Genomic DNA, 19,397 nt, shown 5'->3' on the forward strand with positions numbered 1-19,397 from the left:
TGCAGCGATGGAGAAGGATGTCGGCTAATCGTTGTTGCTGGCAGTTGACAGACAGGCCGTTTTCGGAATGTTATCTTATAGTGAGATTCAATGTTCTTTTGAAGCCTGGTGAATACCTGCTTTGCCCGGTTAAGAAACTCGATTCTGGTTAAAAGAGAAGGGTTGCCGGAGATTCCCCGGGCATTTACCGGCCCTGCTAGTCAATCATTTGAAGTTCTGTTCGATCCGTTATAATTGGCGGATCTGTATTGCGAGACAGTTAATCGCTTTCCGGATTTTCCGGGGGATGTCCCAGGCTGAACCGTCCAAAAAGCCGGGAGTAACACCGCTGCAGGTGTCACAGGATGAACGGAACGAATATGGTGGTGTCAGCATGGAGAAGGTGAAACAGGTACTCAAAGCATTGGACATGAATGTGTTTATCGTTCCCCATGAGCAGGAAAAGATGTCGGGTTAACAGTTTCTTTCATGATTCCAGGTAAAATAGCCCGGCGTTTATGACACTGATTTCGATGCGTGGATGATATTGCCAGACCAGCTCCTGTTCCTGCTGCTTTTTTTCTTTTAAAAGTTCCTCGTTTTGCTGGATATTTTCCGGATAATAGGAGTTAAGCTGTGCCAATTCGGCGGAAAACCGCTTTTTAGCTTTCCTGGCCCATGTCAGGTCTTCCTGTTTGATTTGCTCTTCCAGATAAAATTCCAATTCTCCGACAGCTTCCATCAGGGAAAGGCGCTGGGCAGGAACATGCCGGTTTGGCGGGATGTGGGAAGACCATTTTCGTCCAGCCACCGTTTCATAAAACGATTCAGCCACTTCGCCGTTCAAAAGATTTATACCCAAATGACACAGGCGGTCTTTTTTCTGGTCACAGATGTAAGAAATTTTGTAATTGATCCCCAGCCACGGTGAATAAGGTTTTGGCGGAGACTGGGGCGGATGCCATTTGGGCACTTCATAAAGGCGCACAAATTTTCCGTGCTTTTGGGCGGACTCAAGCATTTTACGAAAACGCGGGGCGCCAAAATAAAAAAGTTCCCCTTTGATGTCAGGAGGATGGCTGTCCGGTTCAAAAATCAGGCAAAGTTGAACCGGATTCGGCTTTATGCCCATTTTTTCAACGTACATCCAGTAAAAGGGGCGATTCAGCAAATCCTTGTCTGCCAGTACTGATAGCTGGGTGACAAGACAAGTCGGTGTTGATTCAATAATCTGGCACCCGTAAAGATGGAGATACCGTTCTGTCCATTTTCTGACTTGGGCTTGATCCATACAGCAACACATCCTCTTTTTCCCGTTGTTCCTTTTGGACAACCTCTTTAGCCTTAAAGAATGAATCTCCCCACCTGCTCAACTGTTCGCGAATCTGCCGGTCATTATCCGCTTCTAGCATAATGCGCATCAAGCTGTTCTCAACGCCTTCTTTGGATTCCATTTTCTCCAGGATCATTTCCAGCTCCCCGATGATCGATTCAAACAGGTTGATTTTTTCATGCAGCAGCCAGATAATGTGCTCCTCAATCGTGTCTACCGTGGCAAAGTTATAGATATGGACGTCCCTGGTTTGGCCCAGACGATGAATTCTGCCGATTCGCTGTTCAACCCGCATCGGGTTCCATGGCATATCATAGTTGATCATATGCTGGCAAAACTGAAGATTGATGCCTTCTCCCCCTGCTTCTGTGGCCACCATTACCTGGGAACGCTTCTGAAACAATTCCATCATCCAGTCCTTTTTGTTCCGGTTAAAGCCTCCACGGAACGGAACTGCCTGAATCCCGGCATTCAGTAATTCGCGCATCAGCATTTCCTGGGTTGCGCGATATTCGGTGAAAAGAACAACCTTTTCCGGAGACAGACGGCGAATCAGTTCGACAGCCGTTTTTACTTTGGATGAATATTTTACATTGCGCAGCAGTTGGATCAAGTGAGAGACCTCCGGTGAAATTTCCGATTGACCTTTTGCCCCTTTTTGAAGTAGTTTAAATAATGTATGAAAGACTGCGTCACGGCTGCTGCAAACCTCTTTTTGCAGAACCAGCAGGGACAACATGTTTTTCATATCCAGGAATTTATGATATTTTTGACGTACAAAGCGGGTAATTGCATCATAAAGGGCACGCTCATCAGATGACAGTTCAATGGTAATGGTCTTGACAATCCGTTTTGTCATTGGGAGTTGCTGATCTGAGCGCCGGTTGCGAATCAGGACACGCCGGATTTCTTCCTGAAGGCGTTTTTCATTTTTGGCTTTTCTTTTGCCGGCTACATAATTGCTCTGAAATTGCGACTGTTTTCCAAGTTGTCCCGGCTTTAACAAGGTTACCAGATTATACAGCTCATTGATTTCGTTTTGGATCGGTGTTGCAGTCAGAAGCAGGCAATACTTTTTCTGCAACTGGTTGATAAACTGCCAGTTTTTCGTGCGCCGGTTTTTCAGCTTGTGCGCTTCATCCACGATCACGAGATCGTAATGCTGATTCAGGGTCTGTTCGCGATGCGGTTCCCGTTTGGCCGTATCGATGGATGCGACCAGGATATCATATTTATCCCACATCCATGCCTTTTTCTGGGCTATCGCCGGAATTTGGAATTTTTGGTTTAATTCTCTTGTCCACTGCAAAACCAGTGAAGACGGAACCAGTATCAAGGCGCGTTTTACCAGGCCGCGGATAATATATTCCTTGAGAATCAGGCTGGCTTCGATTGTTTTGCCCAATCCTACCTCATCGGCCAGGATGGCGCGGCCATGCATTTCATTGATGACGCGTTTGGCCACTTCGATCTGATGGGGAAGGGGTTCAAATCCCCGGATCTGTTTCAGGCACTGGATGGATTCAAAAGAAGGGATTGCTTCTGCTTTCGCAGCTTCAAGAGCAAGTTGGAACCGTTCCCAAGTGGACCAATGTTGATTTGTTTCTACCTGCGACAAAAATGGATGAAGCCATTTTCGATCAAAGCGAATCGGGGGTTGCATCGGTTTGATCCACCTTTCCATCGTCATTTATCCCGTTATAGTATGGATCAAACCGGGAAAATCATGCATATAACAAAAACACGAACTTTTAAATTGTTTATATCGAAAACAATCGTAAAATATGGCAAAATAGGGTTTGAAGAACAGGATATCATTCGGCGATTGAAGGCGGGAGGAGAGACCACGGTTGTGGCGCCGAAGGAGCAAGCCGTATCAGGCGAATCTCTCAGGCAAAAGGAGGCCCGCTGGACGCACCTCTGGAGAGAGCTGATCTTGTCGATGAGCCACCAAAGGGGCAACTTCACGTACCCTCGTGAAGCAACTCTCAGGTTATGGGACAGAGTGTTTACCTTGCAAAAGGAAACGCTTTGTCCTTTTTTATTTGCAGCAAGCATGGTGAGGAGGAATTTGAGTGAGCCAATTAAAAAGAACCTCTTTATACGATGTGTATAAAGATGAGGCCAAGATGGTTCCGTTTGGTGGTTGGGAAATGCCAGTCCAATTCGGCGGAATCAAAAGGGAACATGAAGCTGTCCGCACAAAAGCGGGACTGTTTGACGTTTCCCATATGGGAGAGATCCTGGTCAGCGGCCCCGATGCGCTGGCACTTGTTCAAAAGCTGACCACCAACGATGCCTCCAGGCTTAAAACAGGTAGTGTCCAATATACTGTCATGTGCCTTGAAAATGGCGGAACCGTTGATGATCTTCTGGTTTACCGTACCGGAGAGCAGGAGTATCTGCTCGTAATCAATGCCTCCAACACAGAAAAAGATTTTAACTGGATCAAGGAGCATGCAACCGGCGAAGTTCTAATCCGAAATATTTCTGATGAAATGGCACAATTGGCCTTGCAGGGGCCGTTGGCGGAAAGCGTGATGCAGCGTTTGACAACGGCCGATTTGTCGGAAATCCGTTTTTTTAAATTCAGGCAGGATGTTGAGATTGCGGGAGTGAAGAGCCTGGTTTCCAGAACGGGATACACAGGAGAGGACGGTTTTGAAATTTATTTTAAAGCGGAAGATGCGCCTGCCTTATGGAAAGCGATTCTGGCAGAGGGAGAAAGCGATGGTGTGCTACCATGCGGATTGGGTGCACGTGATACCTTGCGGTTTGAAGCGGCTCTCCCACTGTATGGTCAGGAACTGTCCGAAATGATTACGCCGGTTGAAGCCGGTCTTGCATTTACGGTCAAGCCGGATAAAGGGGAATTTATCGGACGGGAAGTTTTGGCCCGGCAAAAACAAGAAGGCGCTTCCCGCAAGCTGGTTGGTTTGGAAATGATCGACCGTGGAATTCCGCGTACCCACTGTTCGGTGTATTCCGGAGAGGAACTGATTGGCGAAGTGACCACAGGAACGCAATCTCCCACCCTGAAAAAGAATATCGGGCTTGCTTTAGTGAAAACGGAATATGCCAAAACCGGCGAAGTGGTGGAAGTTGAAATTCGCCGTAAAAAGCTGAAGGCAAAGATTATCAGAATACCCTTTTATAAACGGCAGAAATAAATAGAGAAAGGTGAGGTTGGGCATGGCAAAATTCCGTTATTTACCCATGACTGAACAAGATGAGAAAGACATGATACAGGCAATCGGGGTAAACTCCGTCCGGGAACTGTTTGCAGAAATTCCAGAAAGTGTACGTTTTTCAGGTAATCTGGAAATTCCTGCTGCGATGTCCGAATCCGCTTTGCTGAAACATATGGGGCGCCTGGCAGCGAAAAACGCTTCGTTTGACCAGTATATCTCTTTTTTGGGAGCCGGTGTTTATGAACACCATATTCCCAGTGTGGTAAACCATGTCGTCTCCCGATCAGAGTTTTATACCGCATATACTCCCTACCAGCCCGAAATCAGCCAGGGTGAACTGCAGGCGATTTTTGAATTTCAGACCATGATTTGTGAACTTACCGGAATGGATGTGGCCAATTCGTCCATGTATGACGGATTTACGGCGTTGGCAGAAGCGGCGGGTATGGCAGCTGCAGCGTCCCGTCGGAAAAAAATCGTTGTGTCTGAGACGGTTCATCCGGAAGCACGCCAAATTTTGGCCACTTATGCAAAGGGGGCTGGTTGGGAAGTTGTGCAAGTACCGGCCAAAGACGGTTTAACCGATCTGGAGGCACTTGAAAAATTGTCTGATGAAAGGACAGCCGCTGTTCTTGTCCAGTCTCCCAATTTCTTTGGAAATATTGAAGATTTGGGTGCTGTGGAAAAAATCGCCCATGCGCACAAAAAGCTGTTTGTGGTAAGTGCCAATCCCCTGTCTTTGGGCCTGTTGAAGCCGCCAGGCCATTTCGGAGCCGACATTGTAGTCGGGGATGCACAGCCACTGGGAATTTCAGCTTCCTTTGGCGGTCCTCATTGCGGATACTTTGCCACGACCAAAAAACTGATGCGCCGCATTCCCGGGCGAATTGTCGGACAGACCGTAGATGAAGAAGGAGTGCGCGGCTTTGTCCTGACATTGCAGGCCCGGGAGCAGCATATTCGCCGGGATAAAGCCACCTCCAACATTTGTTCCAACCAGGCGCTCATGGCATTGGCTGCCAGTGTTTACATGTCGTCGCTTGGAAAAAAGGGCATGCAGGAAGTGGCAAGGCTGAATATACAAAAAGCGCATTATGCCAAAAAACGGCTGGCTTTGGTTCCCGGTGTACGCATCGTACATGAGCAGCCATTTTTCAATGAGTTTGTGATCGAATTGGACCGTCCTGCCAAAGAGATTAACCGGGAGTTGATAAAACTGGGAATTATCGGTGGCTATGATCTGGGCAGAATCAATCCGGCATGGAAAAAACAGATGTTAATCGCTGTAACGGAAGTTCGCACGAAAGAAGAAATCGACCTGTTGGCGGAAGGCTTGGGGGGATTGCTATGAAAAACAAACAAAAAGCATTGATTTTTGAGATGAGTCAACCAGGAAGGATAGCTTACAGCTTGCCGGAATTGGATGTGCCGGAGGCAGATAATTTGCCGGTTGAACTCTTTCGGGATGAACCGGCGGAGCTTCCGGAAGTTTCGGAACAGGATCTTATGCGTCACTATACGGAACTCTCCCAGCGTAACCATGGTGTGGACAATGGTTTTTACCCTTTGGGATCCTGCACGATGAAATATAATCCGAAGGTGAACGAAGATGTGGCCCGTTTTTCCGGATTTGCCAAAATTCATCCATATCAGGCAGGGGAAACGGTTCAGGGTGCCTTGCGACTTTTATATGAATTGCAAAAGGACCTGGCTGAAATAACCGGTATGGATGCTGTCACGTTGCAACCGGCTGCCGGGGCGCAGGGAGAATGGACGGGACTGATGATGATTCGCGCCTATCATGAATCACGGGGAGAAACAAAGAGAAACAAAGTGATCGTTCCCGATTCTGCTCACGGCACCAATCCGGCCAGTGCGACGGTGGCCGGTTTTAAAGCCATAACCATTCCCTCCAACGACAAGGGGCTTGTTGATGTTGAAGGGCTGAAAAAAGTATTGGGGGAAGATACCGCCGCCCTTATGCTGACCAACCCCAACACCCTCGGATTATTTGAAGAGGAGATTGCGGTAATTGCTGAACTGGTTCACGAAGCAGGCGGGCTGTTGTACTATGACGGAGCCAATGCCAATGCCATTTTGGGGATTGCCCGTCCCGGAGACATGGGATTTGACCTGGTGCACCTGAATTTGCACAAAACCTTTTCCACTCCGCACGGTGGAGGGGGACCTGGTGCCGGACCGGTTGGCGCGCGGGGTGATCTCGTTCATTTCCTGCCCAAGCCGATGGTAGCCAGGGATGATCAGGGCGATTACTACCTGGATGAAGACATGCCCTGGTCCATTGGCCGTGTCAAAGGGTTTTACGGGAATTTCGGGGTATTGGTACGGGCCTATGCGTATATTCGCACGATGGGGCCTGAAGGATTGCGAAAAGTATCGGAAAATGCCGTCTTGAACGCCAACTATATCATGCGCCGGCTGGAACCTTATTTTGATTTGCCATATTCTTCGAAGCCCTGTAAACACGAATTTGTCCTGTCCGGGAAAAGGCAAAAGAAACTGGGTGTACGGACGCTGGATATGGCCAAACGTCTGCTCGATTTCGGTTTTCACCCCCCGACGATCTATTTTCCTCTGATTGTGGATGAATGCTTGATGATCGAACCGACGGAAACAGAGTGCAAAGAAACGTTGGATCAATTTATAGACGTGATGATCCAGATCGCCAGGGAAGCGGAAGAAACTCCGGAAATTGTCCAGGAAGCTCCGCATAACACGGTTATCAAACGGCTGGATGAAGTGACTGCGGCCAGAAAACCGGTCTTGCGCTGGACAAAAGAAAAATTCTGATCGGTTGAAGCTTGCCAATGATGAACTGTCTCCATAATCAGTTTTTCTATATTCTGAAAGCCCTTTCCGTTTGGAGTGGGCTTTTGTTCGTGTTATGATTTTGTTCATTGAAAAGAAAATCCGGTTCACGTATACTCATAATCACGTGAATGGTTGTCAGGCGAGAGAGGATGACAAGAGTGAGCGGGTCGTTTCGAGCCAAAAAACATTGAATAACAATGTGGTCATTGCCGTTAATCCGGTCTATGGCGAAACCGTTCTGATTGGAAAAGGGATAGGGTTTCAGAAAAAAACAGGTACTGTCATCGATGAAAAAACCGTGGAGAAATGTTTTATTTTGCTTGACCGGAAAGAACAGGAGCAGTACAAGCAATTGTTAACGCAAGTCGATGAAGAATTGGTTGAAGTGATCAATGAAGCAGTCAATCATATTCAAAAAAGATTTGATGCTCCTGTAAGCGAACATATCCATGTAGCTTTGATGGACCACATTGGGTTTGCGATCAGGCGAATGAAACAGGGATTAACCTTCCACAATCCATTCCTGATCGAAATTCAGACTTTATATGAAAAAGAATACCAGGTTGCTGAAGAAATTGTACAGCTGATTCACCAGCGGCTGGGCGTCCGGTTGCCCGACGCGGAAATTGGCTTTATCGCGATGCATATCCACAGTGCCTTGACACGTTGGCATCTCGCCGAGTTTCAGCAATTCTCGGGTTTTTTGGCGGGAAATGGTTTGTGCCGATTGTTACGGCTGTGTCGGCATTTCTGCTCGGGCTGGTTTTCTTTTTCATCTGGCCACCCATTCAGGAACAGATTGATAAACTGTCCATTCTGGCGACGTCTCAGAATACGGCATTATCCGCATTTTTCTTTGGTTTGATTGAGCCTCCCTGATTCCGTCCGGATTGCATCACATCTTTTATTCGCCTTTCTGGTTCGAGTTTGGGCAATATGTGACGGATGCAGGGCAAATTGTCAGGAGAGACCTCAACCGATTTTTTGCCGGCGATCCAACGGCCGGAACTTTTCTGACCGGGAAGTTTCTTTTTATGATTTTTGGCTTGCCCGCTGCGGCTTTGGCCATTTATCATTCAGTGGGCAAAGAAAAGAAAAAATTGGTCGGCAGCATTATGCTTTTCGCTGGCCTGACCTCCTTTTTAACCGGGATTAGCGAACCGATTGAATTTTCATTCCTGTTTGTGGCTCCGATTTTTTATGCTATCCAATTGTGTATTTGCAGGACTTTCTTTCATGGTTATGGACTTGTTGGGAGTAACAGCCGGTTTGACTTTTTCCGGCGGTGTGATTGACCTGATCATGTTCTGGGGGCAAGACACGAAACCATGGCTCATCATTCCGGTTGGGCTTGTATTTGTCGCCATTTACTATTTCGGGTTCCGGTTTGCCATCCGGTTTTGGAATCTGAAAACTCCCGGGCGTGAAGATGATTCGGAAAATGGAGATGATTCCACCTCTTCCTCCACAGGCGAACTGGCGGAAAAAGTTCTCGAAGCATTGGGCGGAAAGGAAAACCTGACCAACTTGGATGCCTGTATTACACGTTTGCGCATTTCGGTCAATGATGTGGGCCAGGTAGACAAAGACCGCCTCAAAAGATTGGGTGCTTCCGGCGTTGTGGTAATGGGGAACCATTTGCAGGTCATCTTCGGCCCCAAATCGGACAACATTAAAGAACAGATGAAACAGATCATGATGGGCAAAAAGCCAGCAGCGGTCAAAAAAAAGCGGACGAGCCCAAAAAAGTTGTAAAAAACGGGGAAAATGAAGATTTTGCTTTTGTTTCGCCAATGACAGGACGCTTGCTGTCAATTGATCAGGTGCCGGACGAGGTATTTGCCCAAAAAATGATGGGCGACGGGTTTGTCGTCTCGCCGGTGGATGGCAAGATCATCAATCTGTTCCCGACCAGGTATACACTTGGCATTCGCACCGCAAACGGCCGCGAAGTACTGGTCCATATCGGAATTGATACAGTCAAACTGGAAGGAAAAGGATTTGAAAGCTTTGTTCAGGAAGGGGATCAGGTAAAAGCCGGGCAAAAACTGCTGGAGTTCGATGTGGATTATGTGAAAGAAAACGCCCCATCCCTATTTCCCCGATTGTTTTTACCAATCTGGAAGAAGGCGCTTCTGTTACGATCAGGAAAGAAACAGTTACTCAGGGAGAAGAAGAGATCATTTCTCTGGATGCATAATAAAAACCTTGTAAACGCCGCGTTTTATTTTTTGAAAAAAGATATTCTTGCAGGTCTTCAGGACCTGTTGTTTTCACTTTACAAGGAAGCGCCGGGGCACTCAAGTACTTTTTGAGGTTTTGATTGACTGCATCCATTCGGCTAATCAATTTGAGCCCGAGTTCTTTAAATAAAAAACCATAAACTCTCTCCGCTGGTTTCGAAAGGAGGTTTTATGGGAGCAGGTTGAAATTTGATCGATGTGGAATATTCATGGAAGTTGAGTCTATTTTAGGAGGGATGGGGATGAGAGTTCTGGTGACGGGTGGAACGGGGTTTGTCGGGCGAAATCTGGTTTATCTCCTGTGTGAGAAGGGATATGATGTAACAATTTTGCATCGTGAAGTTTCCCGTTTGCATGATTTGCCAAAAAATGTTTCATATCGGGTTGGGGACGTGACACAGGCAGATTCAATCAAAGGCTGTTGTGAGGGAATGGATTATGTTTTTCATGTGGCGGGCATTGTGCGTTGGGGAAAAGCAAGCCGGGCCAAATTAAAGCTGCATAATGTAACAGGCACCCGGAACATCGCACTGGAAGCGCTGCAGAGAGGTGTGAAAAAGTTTGTCCATACCAGCTCGGCGGCGGCTGTCTGTTTGCCGGAAAAAGAAATGGCTGATGAAACATTTGCGTTTAATGGAGACCGGTTGCAAGTCGGTTACGCAATAGCGAAAAAAGCGGGGGAAGAGATTGTGCTGCGCCTGGTTGAAAAAGGGCTGCCGGCAACGGTAGTCAATCCTTCTGTCATTATCGGGAGACGCAATTATTCCAACCATTTTGTCCGCTCGGTGATCAAGGGGCGTTTAACCGTGTCTCCGGCTGGAGGAATCAATGTGTGCGATGTGGATGACGTGGCAGAAGGATATTTGTTGGCAGCCCTTCACGGGAAAGTGGGAGAACGGTATCTTTTGGCAGGCACCAATTTGCCCTTGAAAGAGCTTTTTCAAAAGATTGCTCGAGCCTCCGGCCGAAACGGGCGTATTTACCTGATTCCAACGCCACTGATCAAAGGAGTTTCATGGATTGGCGAAGCAATGGCTTGCTTAGGCGGGTCCGAGCCTTTCTTTGCCTGGGACCTGGCGAAATTAAGCGGAAGAAACATTTACTATTCCTCCGATAAAGCAAGGCAGGAGTTGGGCTACCGGATCACTCCACTGGAGGAAACGATTCGCAAAGTGGTTGAATGGGAAAAGCAATTGGAGAGAAACTCCGTTTGATGATCCGGAGGGGTTTTCCTGTTCGACCGATTGTACAGGTTTGATACAAATTGTTATGATCTATAAGTAAAAGATTTTGATGACAAAGGTGTGACAGCAATGACTACATGGAGATTTCTGCCTTATCATGCATATACGGCTGCGCAAAACATGGCCATTGATCAGGCGATTATGGATCTGATATCTGAAAAAAAGGTACCGCCTACTTTACGTTTTTACGGATGGAAGGTTCCAACCTTGTCAATCGGCTATTTTCAGAAGGCGAAAAAGGAAGTCAATTTGCCGTACATACAAGAAAAAGGCCTGGGCTTTGTCCGCAGAATGACGGGTGGCAGGGCGGTCCTGCATGACAAGGAACTGACTTACAGTGTCATCGTTTCCGAAGACAATCCGTCCATTCCCCAGACAGTAAGCCAATCTTACCGGGTGATCAGCCAGGGATTATTGGAGGGGTTCAGGGCGTTGGGGCTTGATGCCTGTTTAAATGATCCTCTTGAAACAAGAAAAGAAAATCTGTCGGCTGCCTGCTTTGATTCCCCCTCCGACTATGAACTGGTTATTGACGGAAAAAAGGTTGCCGGAAGTGCGCAAACCAGACAGCGTGGCGTTGTTCTCCAGCATGGTTCCATTCTGTTGGATCTGGATGAGGAAATGCTTTTTTCGCTGTTACTTTTCCCGTCGGAACAGGTGCGGGAGCGGTTGAAACGACAGTTTTCGCAAAAAGCGGTCGCCATTAACCGGATTTTGCCGAACCCCGTAATATTGGACGATGTGGTTACCGCTTTTTATGAAGGGTTTCAGAAAGGAATGGGCATCACCCTGGAACCTGGTGAACTGACGCCTGAAGAAAAAATACGGGTTCAGGAATGCCTGAAAGAGCGATATGAAACAGATGAGTGGAATCTTCGCCGGTAACTGACAGTGTGGATGATTCGCTTTTTGAAGACATTTGCGAGTAATCGTCTTCTGAAAAAATCTGAGTATGTCGACCAAGGATAAAGGAGCGATTTTTGGAAGCGGAGTGATGTCACAAGCCGCTGCAAAGCAAAAACAAACATTTAAAGGGCGGAAGCTGTTTGATCGTGACGAGAAAGGAGTCTGCCGGGAAGTGAATGCTGGAGCGCCCCACTGCTTCCTGTCGCCTCCAAAAAATAACTTTGCAACCGTTGAATCTTTTCAATCACTTGTTGGAAAAATTTTTACTTTATAAATGTGAAATTTATTTCAACATTGGCTATATTAGCTAAATTGTTGCTGTTTATTAATTGATTTATTTTATTTGACAGGGTATTATATTATTTATAAGTTTTTTTCTGAATTTTTATGTGCAGCCTGTTCAGGTTCCATCAACCGCAGAAATGAAAGGCTTCCGTCTGAACTGGATCATGGCGCCGGATAAATAGGGGATTTATTGCTTTAAAACGCTAACATAAAAGTTTGAGAAAAAAGATATATTCTTTTATCGCTTGATTTTTCGGGTTCTTATGTTAGCATATAAATGCTAATTGTTGTCCGATTAAATTATTTTCTTTATTAAAAATTAATTTTTAAAGGTTAGGGGCAAATGCTGTTGAAACAGGGGAATCGATTGAATCGCCGTTATTATGAGAGATTCCAGGTAGAAGATGTGATCAACTTCTATTCCGGTCAACTTCTGCAGGCTAAATCTCCAGACGGAGCACAGGTTTTCCTTCAGTCAATCAAAATTACTCGTCGACCCTTGCCGTCCGGATATCGTGAAACTTTTCGCCGTTTGCAGCATCCTAACTTGGCGCCAATTTTGGATGTTATTGAAGAAAAGGATCAGATCATTCTCGTTCATCCTCCGTTTTCCGGTGATCCCTTGCCATTGATTGTAAACAAAGACCGGGCGATGGAGCCTGAAGCGGCAGTTCGTATTGTAAACCGTTGTTTTAAAACACTGCATGATTTAGGGCGGCAGGCTGTACCGCTCGGTGCAACCCTTGATCCGAAAAATATTCTGTTAGACGGGCAGAAACCGCTTTTGCTTTTCTATTATATGAAAGATCCCGAAAAGCCGAGATATGATGAGAAATGGCGCGAACTGTTATTTTACCTGCTGACGGGTCATTCTCCGACGGGCGGAGCAAAAAGGGCGGAAAAAGTACTGGGTGAAAAGAAAGTCCCGCAAAAAGTTGCTAAACTTGCTTTGACTGCACTTGACCGCAAACGAACGTTTAATGACATTTCCAGGCTCATTGGAAAACACATCAAGGAACATTCCGGAGAAGTGGGCCCGCGCGGCAGAAGAAAGAAAAGCGGCAGAAAGAAAGTTTATGCCATAGCAACAGTGGCTGCAGCAGCATTGGTGCTGGTTTCATTAGCCGCAGCGCAGTGGGAACCGGAGAACAGCTATTCGTCAACCAACCCGCTGACAGGTTTGATGGCTGCAGATGAGAATAAAAAGGAACAGGCAAAGCAGCAAAACCAGACAATCCGGTTTTCAAAAGCGAAGGACAAGTATACTTTGCCTTACGAGTATGCAGGGAACAATACCCTGAGTGGAGAAATTGTCCTGAAAGGGAAAAACACATTTCTGGGTTATCTTGAATCGGTTGACAAGTCAGCCATTTATGGGTTGTATATTGATGAAAAAGGTGAAATAGGCCTTTTTCATCAACTTGATGGAGGAAAGATCATAACGACAGCCAAATCCGGGGATCAGTACCGTATGAAACCCAATAAAAAATATTTGTTCCAGATTCATTATCTTACGGGAAATCCAGTGCGTATTTCCATCCAGGAAGAAGGAAAAAAAGAGAGTTGGATGGCAGTTGGAATTACGCCACTGCACGGTGAAATGAAAGTTCATTTCCGCGGAGGAGACGGATCGATCCTCTATAATCCAAAGATAAATTCTTTGCTTGATCCTGGTGCGGTCATACGCAAGTGGATGAATCAGCAACCCTGGATCATTGACTATGGCCAGGCCATTCTTTCTTCCAATGACAAGGGGCAAATGTCACTGGAAGCATTCCCGGATGCACAGATTCGCTTGGAAGCAAATGCTGCTTCCGGGTTTATGGTTCAGCCATTCTCGGATAAACCGTTTGCCATGGATATTCAAACCTTGGGAATTATCCGTTACCGCTTGGTATTGTCAGGAGAAGACAAGCATGTTGTCTTGTATGATTTGGATGGACAGATGAAAAAGGTGGCTGAACATGATTTTCCGCAATATGACGGGAAAAAGCCGGTTCAGATATCGATCACATCAAACATGAATACGTTAAACATTTATTTGGGTTACGGTACCGATTCCATTGAACTCAACCATACAGCCAGAGAACCCATACTTATTAAAGATGTTACCTTGCATCATGATAAGGGTTTTAAATTATCCCAAGGGGGAGACATAAAAGAGTCGCCTTTGATTACCAAGGAAGACCAGTAAAGAAGCCGGTCTTCCTTTGGTTTATTCATTATTGCCGCTTGCTGTTTGAAGAAATGGACTGGACAAAAGCTTTCTGCAGGCGTCTCGTTATTTTCCCGGGCTTTCCATTTCCAACCGGCTGTCCGTCTACCTGAATGATCGGGCAGATTTCCATTGTGGTACTGGTCAAAAACATTTCACCCGCTTCGAAAAGCGCACTCCTGTCGAATGCTGTTTCTTTTACAGGAATTTGCAATTGATCCGCTAATTGTAAAGTGATTTTTCGGGTGATACCGTGTAAAATAAGCTGGTTGGCAGGATGGGTTTGAAGGATTCCATCCTTGACTATGAAAATATTGGTCGAACTTCCTTCCGTTACCATACCGTCCCGAACCAGGATGGCTTCTTTGCAATCATGGTCGTAGGCTTCTTGTTTGGCCAGCACGGCTCCCAGCAGATTCAGGCTTTTTATGTCACAAAGGAGCCAGCGGACATCATTCACTGTTTTGGCTCGTATTCCTTCGGTTTGTTCTTTTATTGGACGTTCAAAGGGTTGTGTGTAAGCTATGATAACGGGAGAAATATTTTTGGGAAAGGCATGGTTTCGCGGGGCTGTTCCCCGGCTGACTTGTAGATAGAGATTTCCTTGTGTAAAATCATTTTGTCTGATTAATTCTTTTAATAATGCTTCAAGATGATCCAATTCATATGGCAGGCTGATCCTGATTTTTTTTGCGCTTTTTTCGAGTCTGTCCAGATGGTCTTGCATATGGAAGGGCTGTCCGTCATAGATCCGGATTACTTCATAAATCCCGTCACCAAATTGATAGGCACGGTCCTCAATATCAACATGTACTTGTTCTCGTTTAAGCAATTGGTCACCATATAGAATGATCATGATTGGTTCCATCCTTTCCGCTTGATTTACATTTAGTTTGCAAGACATGGAAAAAAAGAACAAGACTTTTGCAGAAAATTTTATTTGAGATTCTTGCTGTTTCTATATATAGTAGTGTTATACTTATTGTAATACTATATATAGTAGGAGGAAGAGGAGTAAACGATGAAAATAACCAGGTTTTTTACGAAAAAAGGTCAAAGTCCTTATGATTCAGTTGAATATAGCAAACGGGATTGCCGCATTACTGATCCAAATGGTACGGTCGTATTTGAAATGACAGATGTAGAAGTTCCCAAAGCTTGGTCGCAGGTTGCCTCGGATATTTTGGTTTCCAAGTATTTTCGCAAAGCTGGCGTGCCGCAGACAGATGAAAAGGGCAATTTTATTCTGGATGTAAACGGGCAAAAAGTGCTTGGACCCGAAACCAGTGTCAAACAGGTTGTTCACCGGCTGGTCGGCTGTTGGCGTGAATGGGGAGAAAAATACGGGTATTTTGATACGGGAGAGGATGCACAGGCTTTTTATGATGAACTGGTTTATATGTTATTGAATCAAATTGCTGCTCCCAACTCTCCCCAGTGGTTCAATACCGGATTAAAGTATGCTTATGGCATCACGGGAAAACCGCAGGGACATTATTATGTGGACCCGGAAACGGAAGAACTGAAGAAATCCCAAAGTGCCTATGACCGGCCTCAACCGCATGCCTGTTTCATTTTATCTGTTGAAGATGATCTGGTAAATGAAAATGGAATTATGGATTTATGGGTCCGGGAAGCTCGCCTGTTTAAATACGGAAGCGGCACAGGAAGCAACTTTTCCAATATCCGCGGGAAAGGGGAAACACTGTCAGGTGGAGGCACTTCCTCGGGATTGCTGTCTTTCCTGAAAATCGGCGACCGTGCGGCCGGCGCCATCAAATCCGGAGGCACGACACGGCGTGCCGCCAAGATGGTTTGTCTGGATATGGATCACCCGGATATTGAAGAATTCATCAACTGGAAATTGACCGAGGAGAAGAAAGCCAAGGCGTTGATTGCCGCAGGATATGATCCGTCTTTTAACGGGGAAGCCTATGAGACGGTTTCCGGGCAAAATTCAAACAACTCGGTGCGGGTGCCCCATTCCTTTTTCAAGAAGCTGTACAACCGGGAAGATTGGGAACTTACGTACCGGACTACGGGTGAAGTCTGCAAAAGGGTCCCGGCTGAATCGTTATGGAAACAAATTGGCCAGGCGGCATGGGAGTGTGCCGATCCGGGGCTTCAATATGACGGAACCATCAATGAATGGCATACCACGCCGGCAGGCATGGATGGCAAAACGGGGGCAAGGCATAACCGGATCAATGCATCCAATCCGTGTTCCGAGTATATGTTTTTGGACAATACCGCCTGTAACCTGGCTTCATTAAACCTGGTTAAATTTTTCGATTCAGACACTTGCAAGTTTGATATCCCCGCATTCCGGCATTCCTGCCGTTTGTGGACCATCGTGCTTGAAATCTCTGTCTTGATGGCGCAATACCCATCCAGGGAAATTGCCAGGCTGTCCTATCTTTACCGCACACTGGGACTTGGCTATGCCAACATCGGGACGCTTTTGATGCTGGCCGGAATTCCCTATGATTCGAAACGGGCGCTGGCAATCACAGGAGCGATTACATCGATCATGACCGGAGTGGCTTACTCTGCTTCGGCAGAAATGGCGAAAGAATTGGGTACGTTTAAAGCCTATTCCCATAACCGGGACCATATGCTGCGGGTGATCCGGAATCATCGCCGTGCCGCGTACGATGCACCGGCTGAAGAGTATGAAGGCCTGGAAGTAAAACCGATGGGGATTGACCCTGAATACTGTCCCGCTGACTTGCTGGAAGCGGCGCGAAAAGCCTGGGACGAAGCGCTTTCCCTTGGAGAAAAGTACGGGTACCGGAATGCCCAGACCACTTTGCTGGCGCCAACAGGAACGATTGGCTTGCTGATGGATTGTGATACAACGGGCATAGAACCTGATTTTGCCCTTGTCAAATTCAAAAAACTGGCAGGAGGCGGTTATTTTAAAATTGCCAACCAGTCGATCCGGCCTGCTTTGAAAAATCTGGGATACACCAGGGAACAGATCGATGACATCCTTACCTATGTCACCGGTACGTTGTCCCTGGACAAGGCTCCCCACATCAATCGGGAAAGCCTGAAGCAAAAGGGGTTGACCGATGCTGAATTGGATCGGGTGGAAGAGATCTTGCCGACCGTGTTTGAGTTGTCGTTTGCGTTTAACCGTTATACGCTGACTGATGAATGTTTGCAACGTTTGGGATTTACACCGGAGCAATATGAAAGTGCCGATTTCCATCTCCTGAAAGCGCTCGGGTTTACAGAACAGGAGATTGATGAAGCCAATGATGTGATTTGCGGTATGATGACAATCGAAGGAGCGCCGCATTTGCGGGAAGAAGATTATCCTGTCTTTGATACCGCCAATCCCTGTGGCAAACATGGCACCCGTTTTATCCATTATATGGGACATTTGAGAATGATGGCCGCCGCCCAGCCCTTCTTGAGCGGTGCGATTTCCAAAACGATCAATATGCCCAACAATTCCACGGTCAAAGACATTTTGAACGCCTATGAGCAAGGATGGAAACAGGGGCTGAAAGCAGTTGCCCTGTACCGTGACGGTTCAAAAAGCTCACAGCCGCTCAACTCAAGAGGCGATCGGAAAAAAGAGGAGGATGCTCCTCAGGAAGAGGTATCCTCTTCGGCTTCGGAATTGAAAGAAGTGATTGCAACCGGACATGTATCCAGCATTCGTCGTCGTCTGCCCCGCAAAAGAGATGGCTTTACCCAGGAGGCAAGGATAGCCGGGCAGAAAATCTTTGTGCGGACTGGAGAATATGAAGACGGTTCGCTTGGGGAAATATTTATCGATATGCATAAGGCAGGCAGCACCATACGGGGGATGCTGGATGCATTTGCCGTTGCCGTTTCCCTTGGATTGCAATATGGTGTCCCGCTTGAAAAATATGTAAACTCACTGACGTTTACCAGGTTTGAACCTGCCGGAATGGTTGAGCATTCAAATATCAAGATGGCAACATCTGTAATTGATTACGTCTTCCGCATGCTGGGCATGGAATATCTCGGACGGACCGACTTTGTACAGGTTCCTCCCAGAGAGGAAGAATTGCGATATTACATCAACCGGCATAAAAAAAAGGCAGCCCAGTCCGGGTCTGAACATTCGGCAATACAGCAGATGACGGAAGAACAGCATTCTCATGAGGAACATTCCTCCCAGGATAACCTTGATGCGATCCGGGCCAGCAGCGGAGCTCCATTGTGTATTGAATGTGGCGGAATGACCAAGCGGAACGGTTCCTGTTATGTTTGCCTGGATTGCGGGGCAACAACAGGCTGCTCCTGATCCGGCTGCCAAAACACCTCCGAGTTGTTGGGAGGTGTTTTTTTATCAATGGAGTTAATGATTGCCCGGGGAATCCCGATTATGTATGATACAATCAGGAAACAGTCGAAGAGTAGAAAAAGGTGTGAAGATGATTGGCAATTTTTGCATTGAGTGATCTGCATTTGTCCTTTAACAAGCCGGTAAGCCTGTATGGCATTAATCCGGAACAGGATATTGACAAGCCGATGGATGTGTTTGGCTGGAAACAGCATTACAACCTGATTCGGGACCATTGGCTTGAGACGGTGGAACCGGATGATACCGTACTCATTCCGGGAGATATCAGTTGGGCTATGAAACTGGAGGTTGCCCGGTATGATTTTGACTGGATCAGCCAGCTTCCCGGGAGAAAAATCATGTCTCCGGGGAACCATTGTTATTATGTGCAAAGCAGAAGGAAAGTCCGTGCAGCCCTTCCGCCCGGAATGGAATGGATTGATGCCGATTACACCATCGCAGAAGGAAAAGTGATTGCTGCCACAAGAGGCTGGACCTTGCCGGGAGACCGGTTTTATGATGAAGAAAATGATCGCAGAATTTATGAGCGCCAGGTTGGGAGGCTCCAACTGGCACTGGATATGGCTGAACGCGAGCAGCCGGGTAAAGAAAAAATCGTAATGCTTCATTATCCGCCGGTAACTTCAATGGCCAAAGAGTCCGGTTTTATGGAATTGATGAAGAAATTTGCCGTCAAATTATGTGTTTATGGCCATTTGCACGGGAAAGCCCGGGAGGATGCCATTGAAGGAAATGTTGACGGGGTCGAACTGCGCCTCGTCGCCTGTGATGCGATCAACTTTTGTCCGGTCAAGGTCTGGAAAGACTGAAGGAATAAGAAAAGC

16 protein-coding genes, 1 pseudogene and 1 riboswitch are annotated in these 19,397 nt (G+C 46.7%); of the genes and pseudogenes, 14 read left to right on the top strand and 3 right to left on the bottom strand.

Annotated elements, in window-relative coordinates; translation table 11 throughout:
• The first annotated feature begins 208 nt into the window (after positions 1 to 208).
• Positions 209 to 457 (top strand): helix-turn-helix domain-containing protein, encoded by a 249-nt coding sequence (locus H2C83_RS00720; protein WP_181736780.1) that lies wholly within the window; start codon positions 209 to 211, stop codon positions 455 to 457.
• A gap of 9 nt (positions 458 to 466) precedes the next feature.
• On the opposite strand, the gene H2C83_RS00725 is transcribed toward H2C83_RS00720, so the two are convergent.
• On the bottom strand, positions 467 to 1,270 hold the full coding sequence (locus tag H2C83_RS00725; protein ID WP_181736782.1) for a YqhG family protein: 804 nt from the start codon (positions 1,268 to 1,270) through the stop codon (positions 467 to 469).
• Positions 1,203 to 2,996, bottom strand: a complete 1,794-nt coding sequence (locus H2C83_RS00730; RefSeq protein ID WP_246333669.1) for a DEAD/DEAH box helicase — start codon at positions 2,994 to 2,996, stop codon at positions 1,203 to 1,205. The genes H2C83_RS00725 and H2C83_RS00730 overlap by 68 nt, the downstream gene beginning before the upstream one ends.
• A gap of 141 nt (positions 2,997 to 3,137) precedes the next feature.
• Positions 3,138 to 3,227: riboswitch (glycine riboswitch) on the top strand.
• Between the two features lie 160 nt (positions 3,228 to 3,387).
• Between H2C83_RS00730 and gcvT the strand changes: the two genes are divergently transcribed.
• The 11 genes and pseudogenes from gcvT (at position 3,388) to H2C83_RS00780 (ending at position 14,207) form a co-directional block, all read left to right on the top strand.
• Positions 3,388 to 4,482 carry a glycine cleavage system aminomethyltransferase GcvT gene (gene gcvT / locus H2C83_RS00735; protein ID WP_181736784.1) on the top strand — a complete coding sequence of 365 codons (1,095 nt, stop codon included), beginning with the start codon at positions 3,388 to 3,390 and terminating at the stop codon, positions 4,480 to 4,482.
• Positions 4,483 to 4,504: 22 nt separating this feature from the next.
• On the top strand, positions 4,505 to 5,854 hold the full coding sequence (gene gcvPA, locus H2C83_RS00740) for an aminomethyl-transferring glycine dehydrogenase subunit GcvPA (RefSeq protein WP_181736786.1): 1,350 nt from the start codon (positions 4,505 to 4,507) through the stop codon (positions 5,852 to 5,854).
• Complete coding sequence (gene gcvPB, locus H2C83_RS00745) at positions 5,851 to 7,314, top strand: aminomethyl-transferring glycine dehydrogenase subunit GcvPB (protein ID WP_181736788.1); 1,464 nt, start codon at positions 5,851 to 5,853, stop codon at positions 7,312 to 7,314. The genes gcvPA and gcvPB overlap by 4 nt, the downstream gene beginning before the upstream one ends.
• Before the next feature lie 94 nt (positions 7,315 to 7,408).
• Positions 7,409 to 8,200, top strand: a complete 792-nt coding sequence (locus H2C83_RS00750) for a PRD domain-containing protein (protein WP_181736790.1) — start codon at positions 7,409 to 7,411, stop codon at positions 8,198 to 8,200.
• Positions 8,086 to 8,630, top strand: a pseudogene (locus tag H2C83_RS17545) (PTS transporter subunit EIIC). The gene H2C83_RS00750 and the pseudogene H2C83_RS17545 overlap by 115 nt, the downstream one beginning before the upstream one ends.
• The gene (locus tag H2C83_RS00755; protein ID WP_181737003.1) at positions 8,572 to 9,090 is read left to right on the top strand and encodes a glucose PTS transporter subunit EIIB; all 519 of its coding nucleotides are present in this window, start codon (positions 8,572 to 8,574) and stop codon (positions 9,088 to 9,090) included. Before H2C83_RS17545 ends, H2C83_RS00755 begins: the two are co-directional and overlap by 59 nt.
• A 38-nt stretch (positions 9,091 to 9,128) precedes the next feature.
• A complete protein-coding gene (locus H2C83_RS00760) occupies positions 9,129 to 9,650 on the top strand; it encodes a PTS sugar transporter subunit IIA (protein ID WP_181737005.1) in 522 nt (173 codons plus the stop codon).
• 170 nt (positions 9,651 to 9,820) lie between these two features.
• Entirely contained in the window at positions 9,821 to 10,792 is a 972-nt protein-coding gene (locus tag H2C83_RS00765) for an NAD-dependent epimerase/dehydratase family protein (RefSeq protein WP_181736792.1), read from the top strand.
• Positions 10,793 to 10,891: 99 nt separating this feature from the next.
• Positions 10,892 to 11,707: an octanoyltransferase LipM gene (lipM, locus tag H2C83_RS00770; protein WP_181736794.1), complete on the top strand. Its 816-nt coding sequence runs from the start codon at positions 10,892 to 10,894 to the stop codon at positions 11,705 to 11,707.
• A 67-nt stretch (positions 11,708 to 11,774) separates the two neighbouring features.
• Complete coding sequence (locus H2C83_RS00775; RefSeq protein WP_181736797.1) at positions 11,775 to 12,002, top strand: hypothetical protein; 228 nt, start codon at positions 11,775 to 11,777, stop codon at positions 12,000 to 12,002.
• 360 nt (positions 12,003 to 12,362) lie between these two features.
• Positions 12,363 to 14,207: a serine/threonine-protein kinase gene (locus H2C83_RS00780; protein WP_181736799.1), complete on the top strand. Its 1,845-nt coding sequence runs from the start codon at positions 12,363 to 12,365 to the stop codon at positions 14,205 to 14,207.
• Between the two features lie 28 nt (positions 14,208 to 14,235).
• On the opposite strand, the gene dat is transcribed toward H2C83_RS00780, so the two are convergent.
• Positions 14,236 to 15,096: a D-amino-acid transaminase gene (dat, locus tag H2C83_RS00785; protein ID WP_181736801.1), complete on the bottom strand. Its 861-nt coding sequence runs from the start codon at positions 15,094 to 15,096 to the stop codon at positions 14,236 to 14,238.
• Positions 15,097 to 15,249: 153 nt separating this feature from the next.
• On the opposite strand from dat, the gene H2C83_RS00790 reads away from it, so the two are divergent.
• Both H2C83_RS00790 and H2C83_RS00795 read left to right on the top strand, forming a co-directional pair.
• Positions 15,250 to 18,513, top strand: a complete 3,264-nt coding sequence (locus H2C83_RS00790; RefSeq protein ID WP_181736803.1) for a vitamin B12-dependent ribonucleotide reductase — start codon at positions 15,250 to 15,252, stop codon at positions 18,511 to 18,513.
• A 134-nt stretch (positions 18,514 to 18,647) separates the two neighbouring features.
• Positions 18,648 to 19,382, top strand: coding sequence for a metallophosphoesterase (locus H2C83_RS00795; RefSeq protein ID WP_181736805.1), 735 nt, complete (start codon positions 18,648 to 18,650; stop codon positions 19,380 to 19,382).
• Positions 19,383 to 19,397: the final 15 nt, after the last annotated feature.

Source organism: Thermoactinomyces mirandus (assembly GCF_013868055.1).
GTDB classification, from domain to species: domain Bacteria; phylum Bacillota; class Bacilli; order Thermoactinomycetales; family Thermoactinomycetaceae; genus Thermoactinomyces; species Thermoactinomyces mirandus.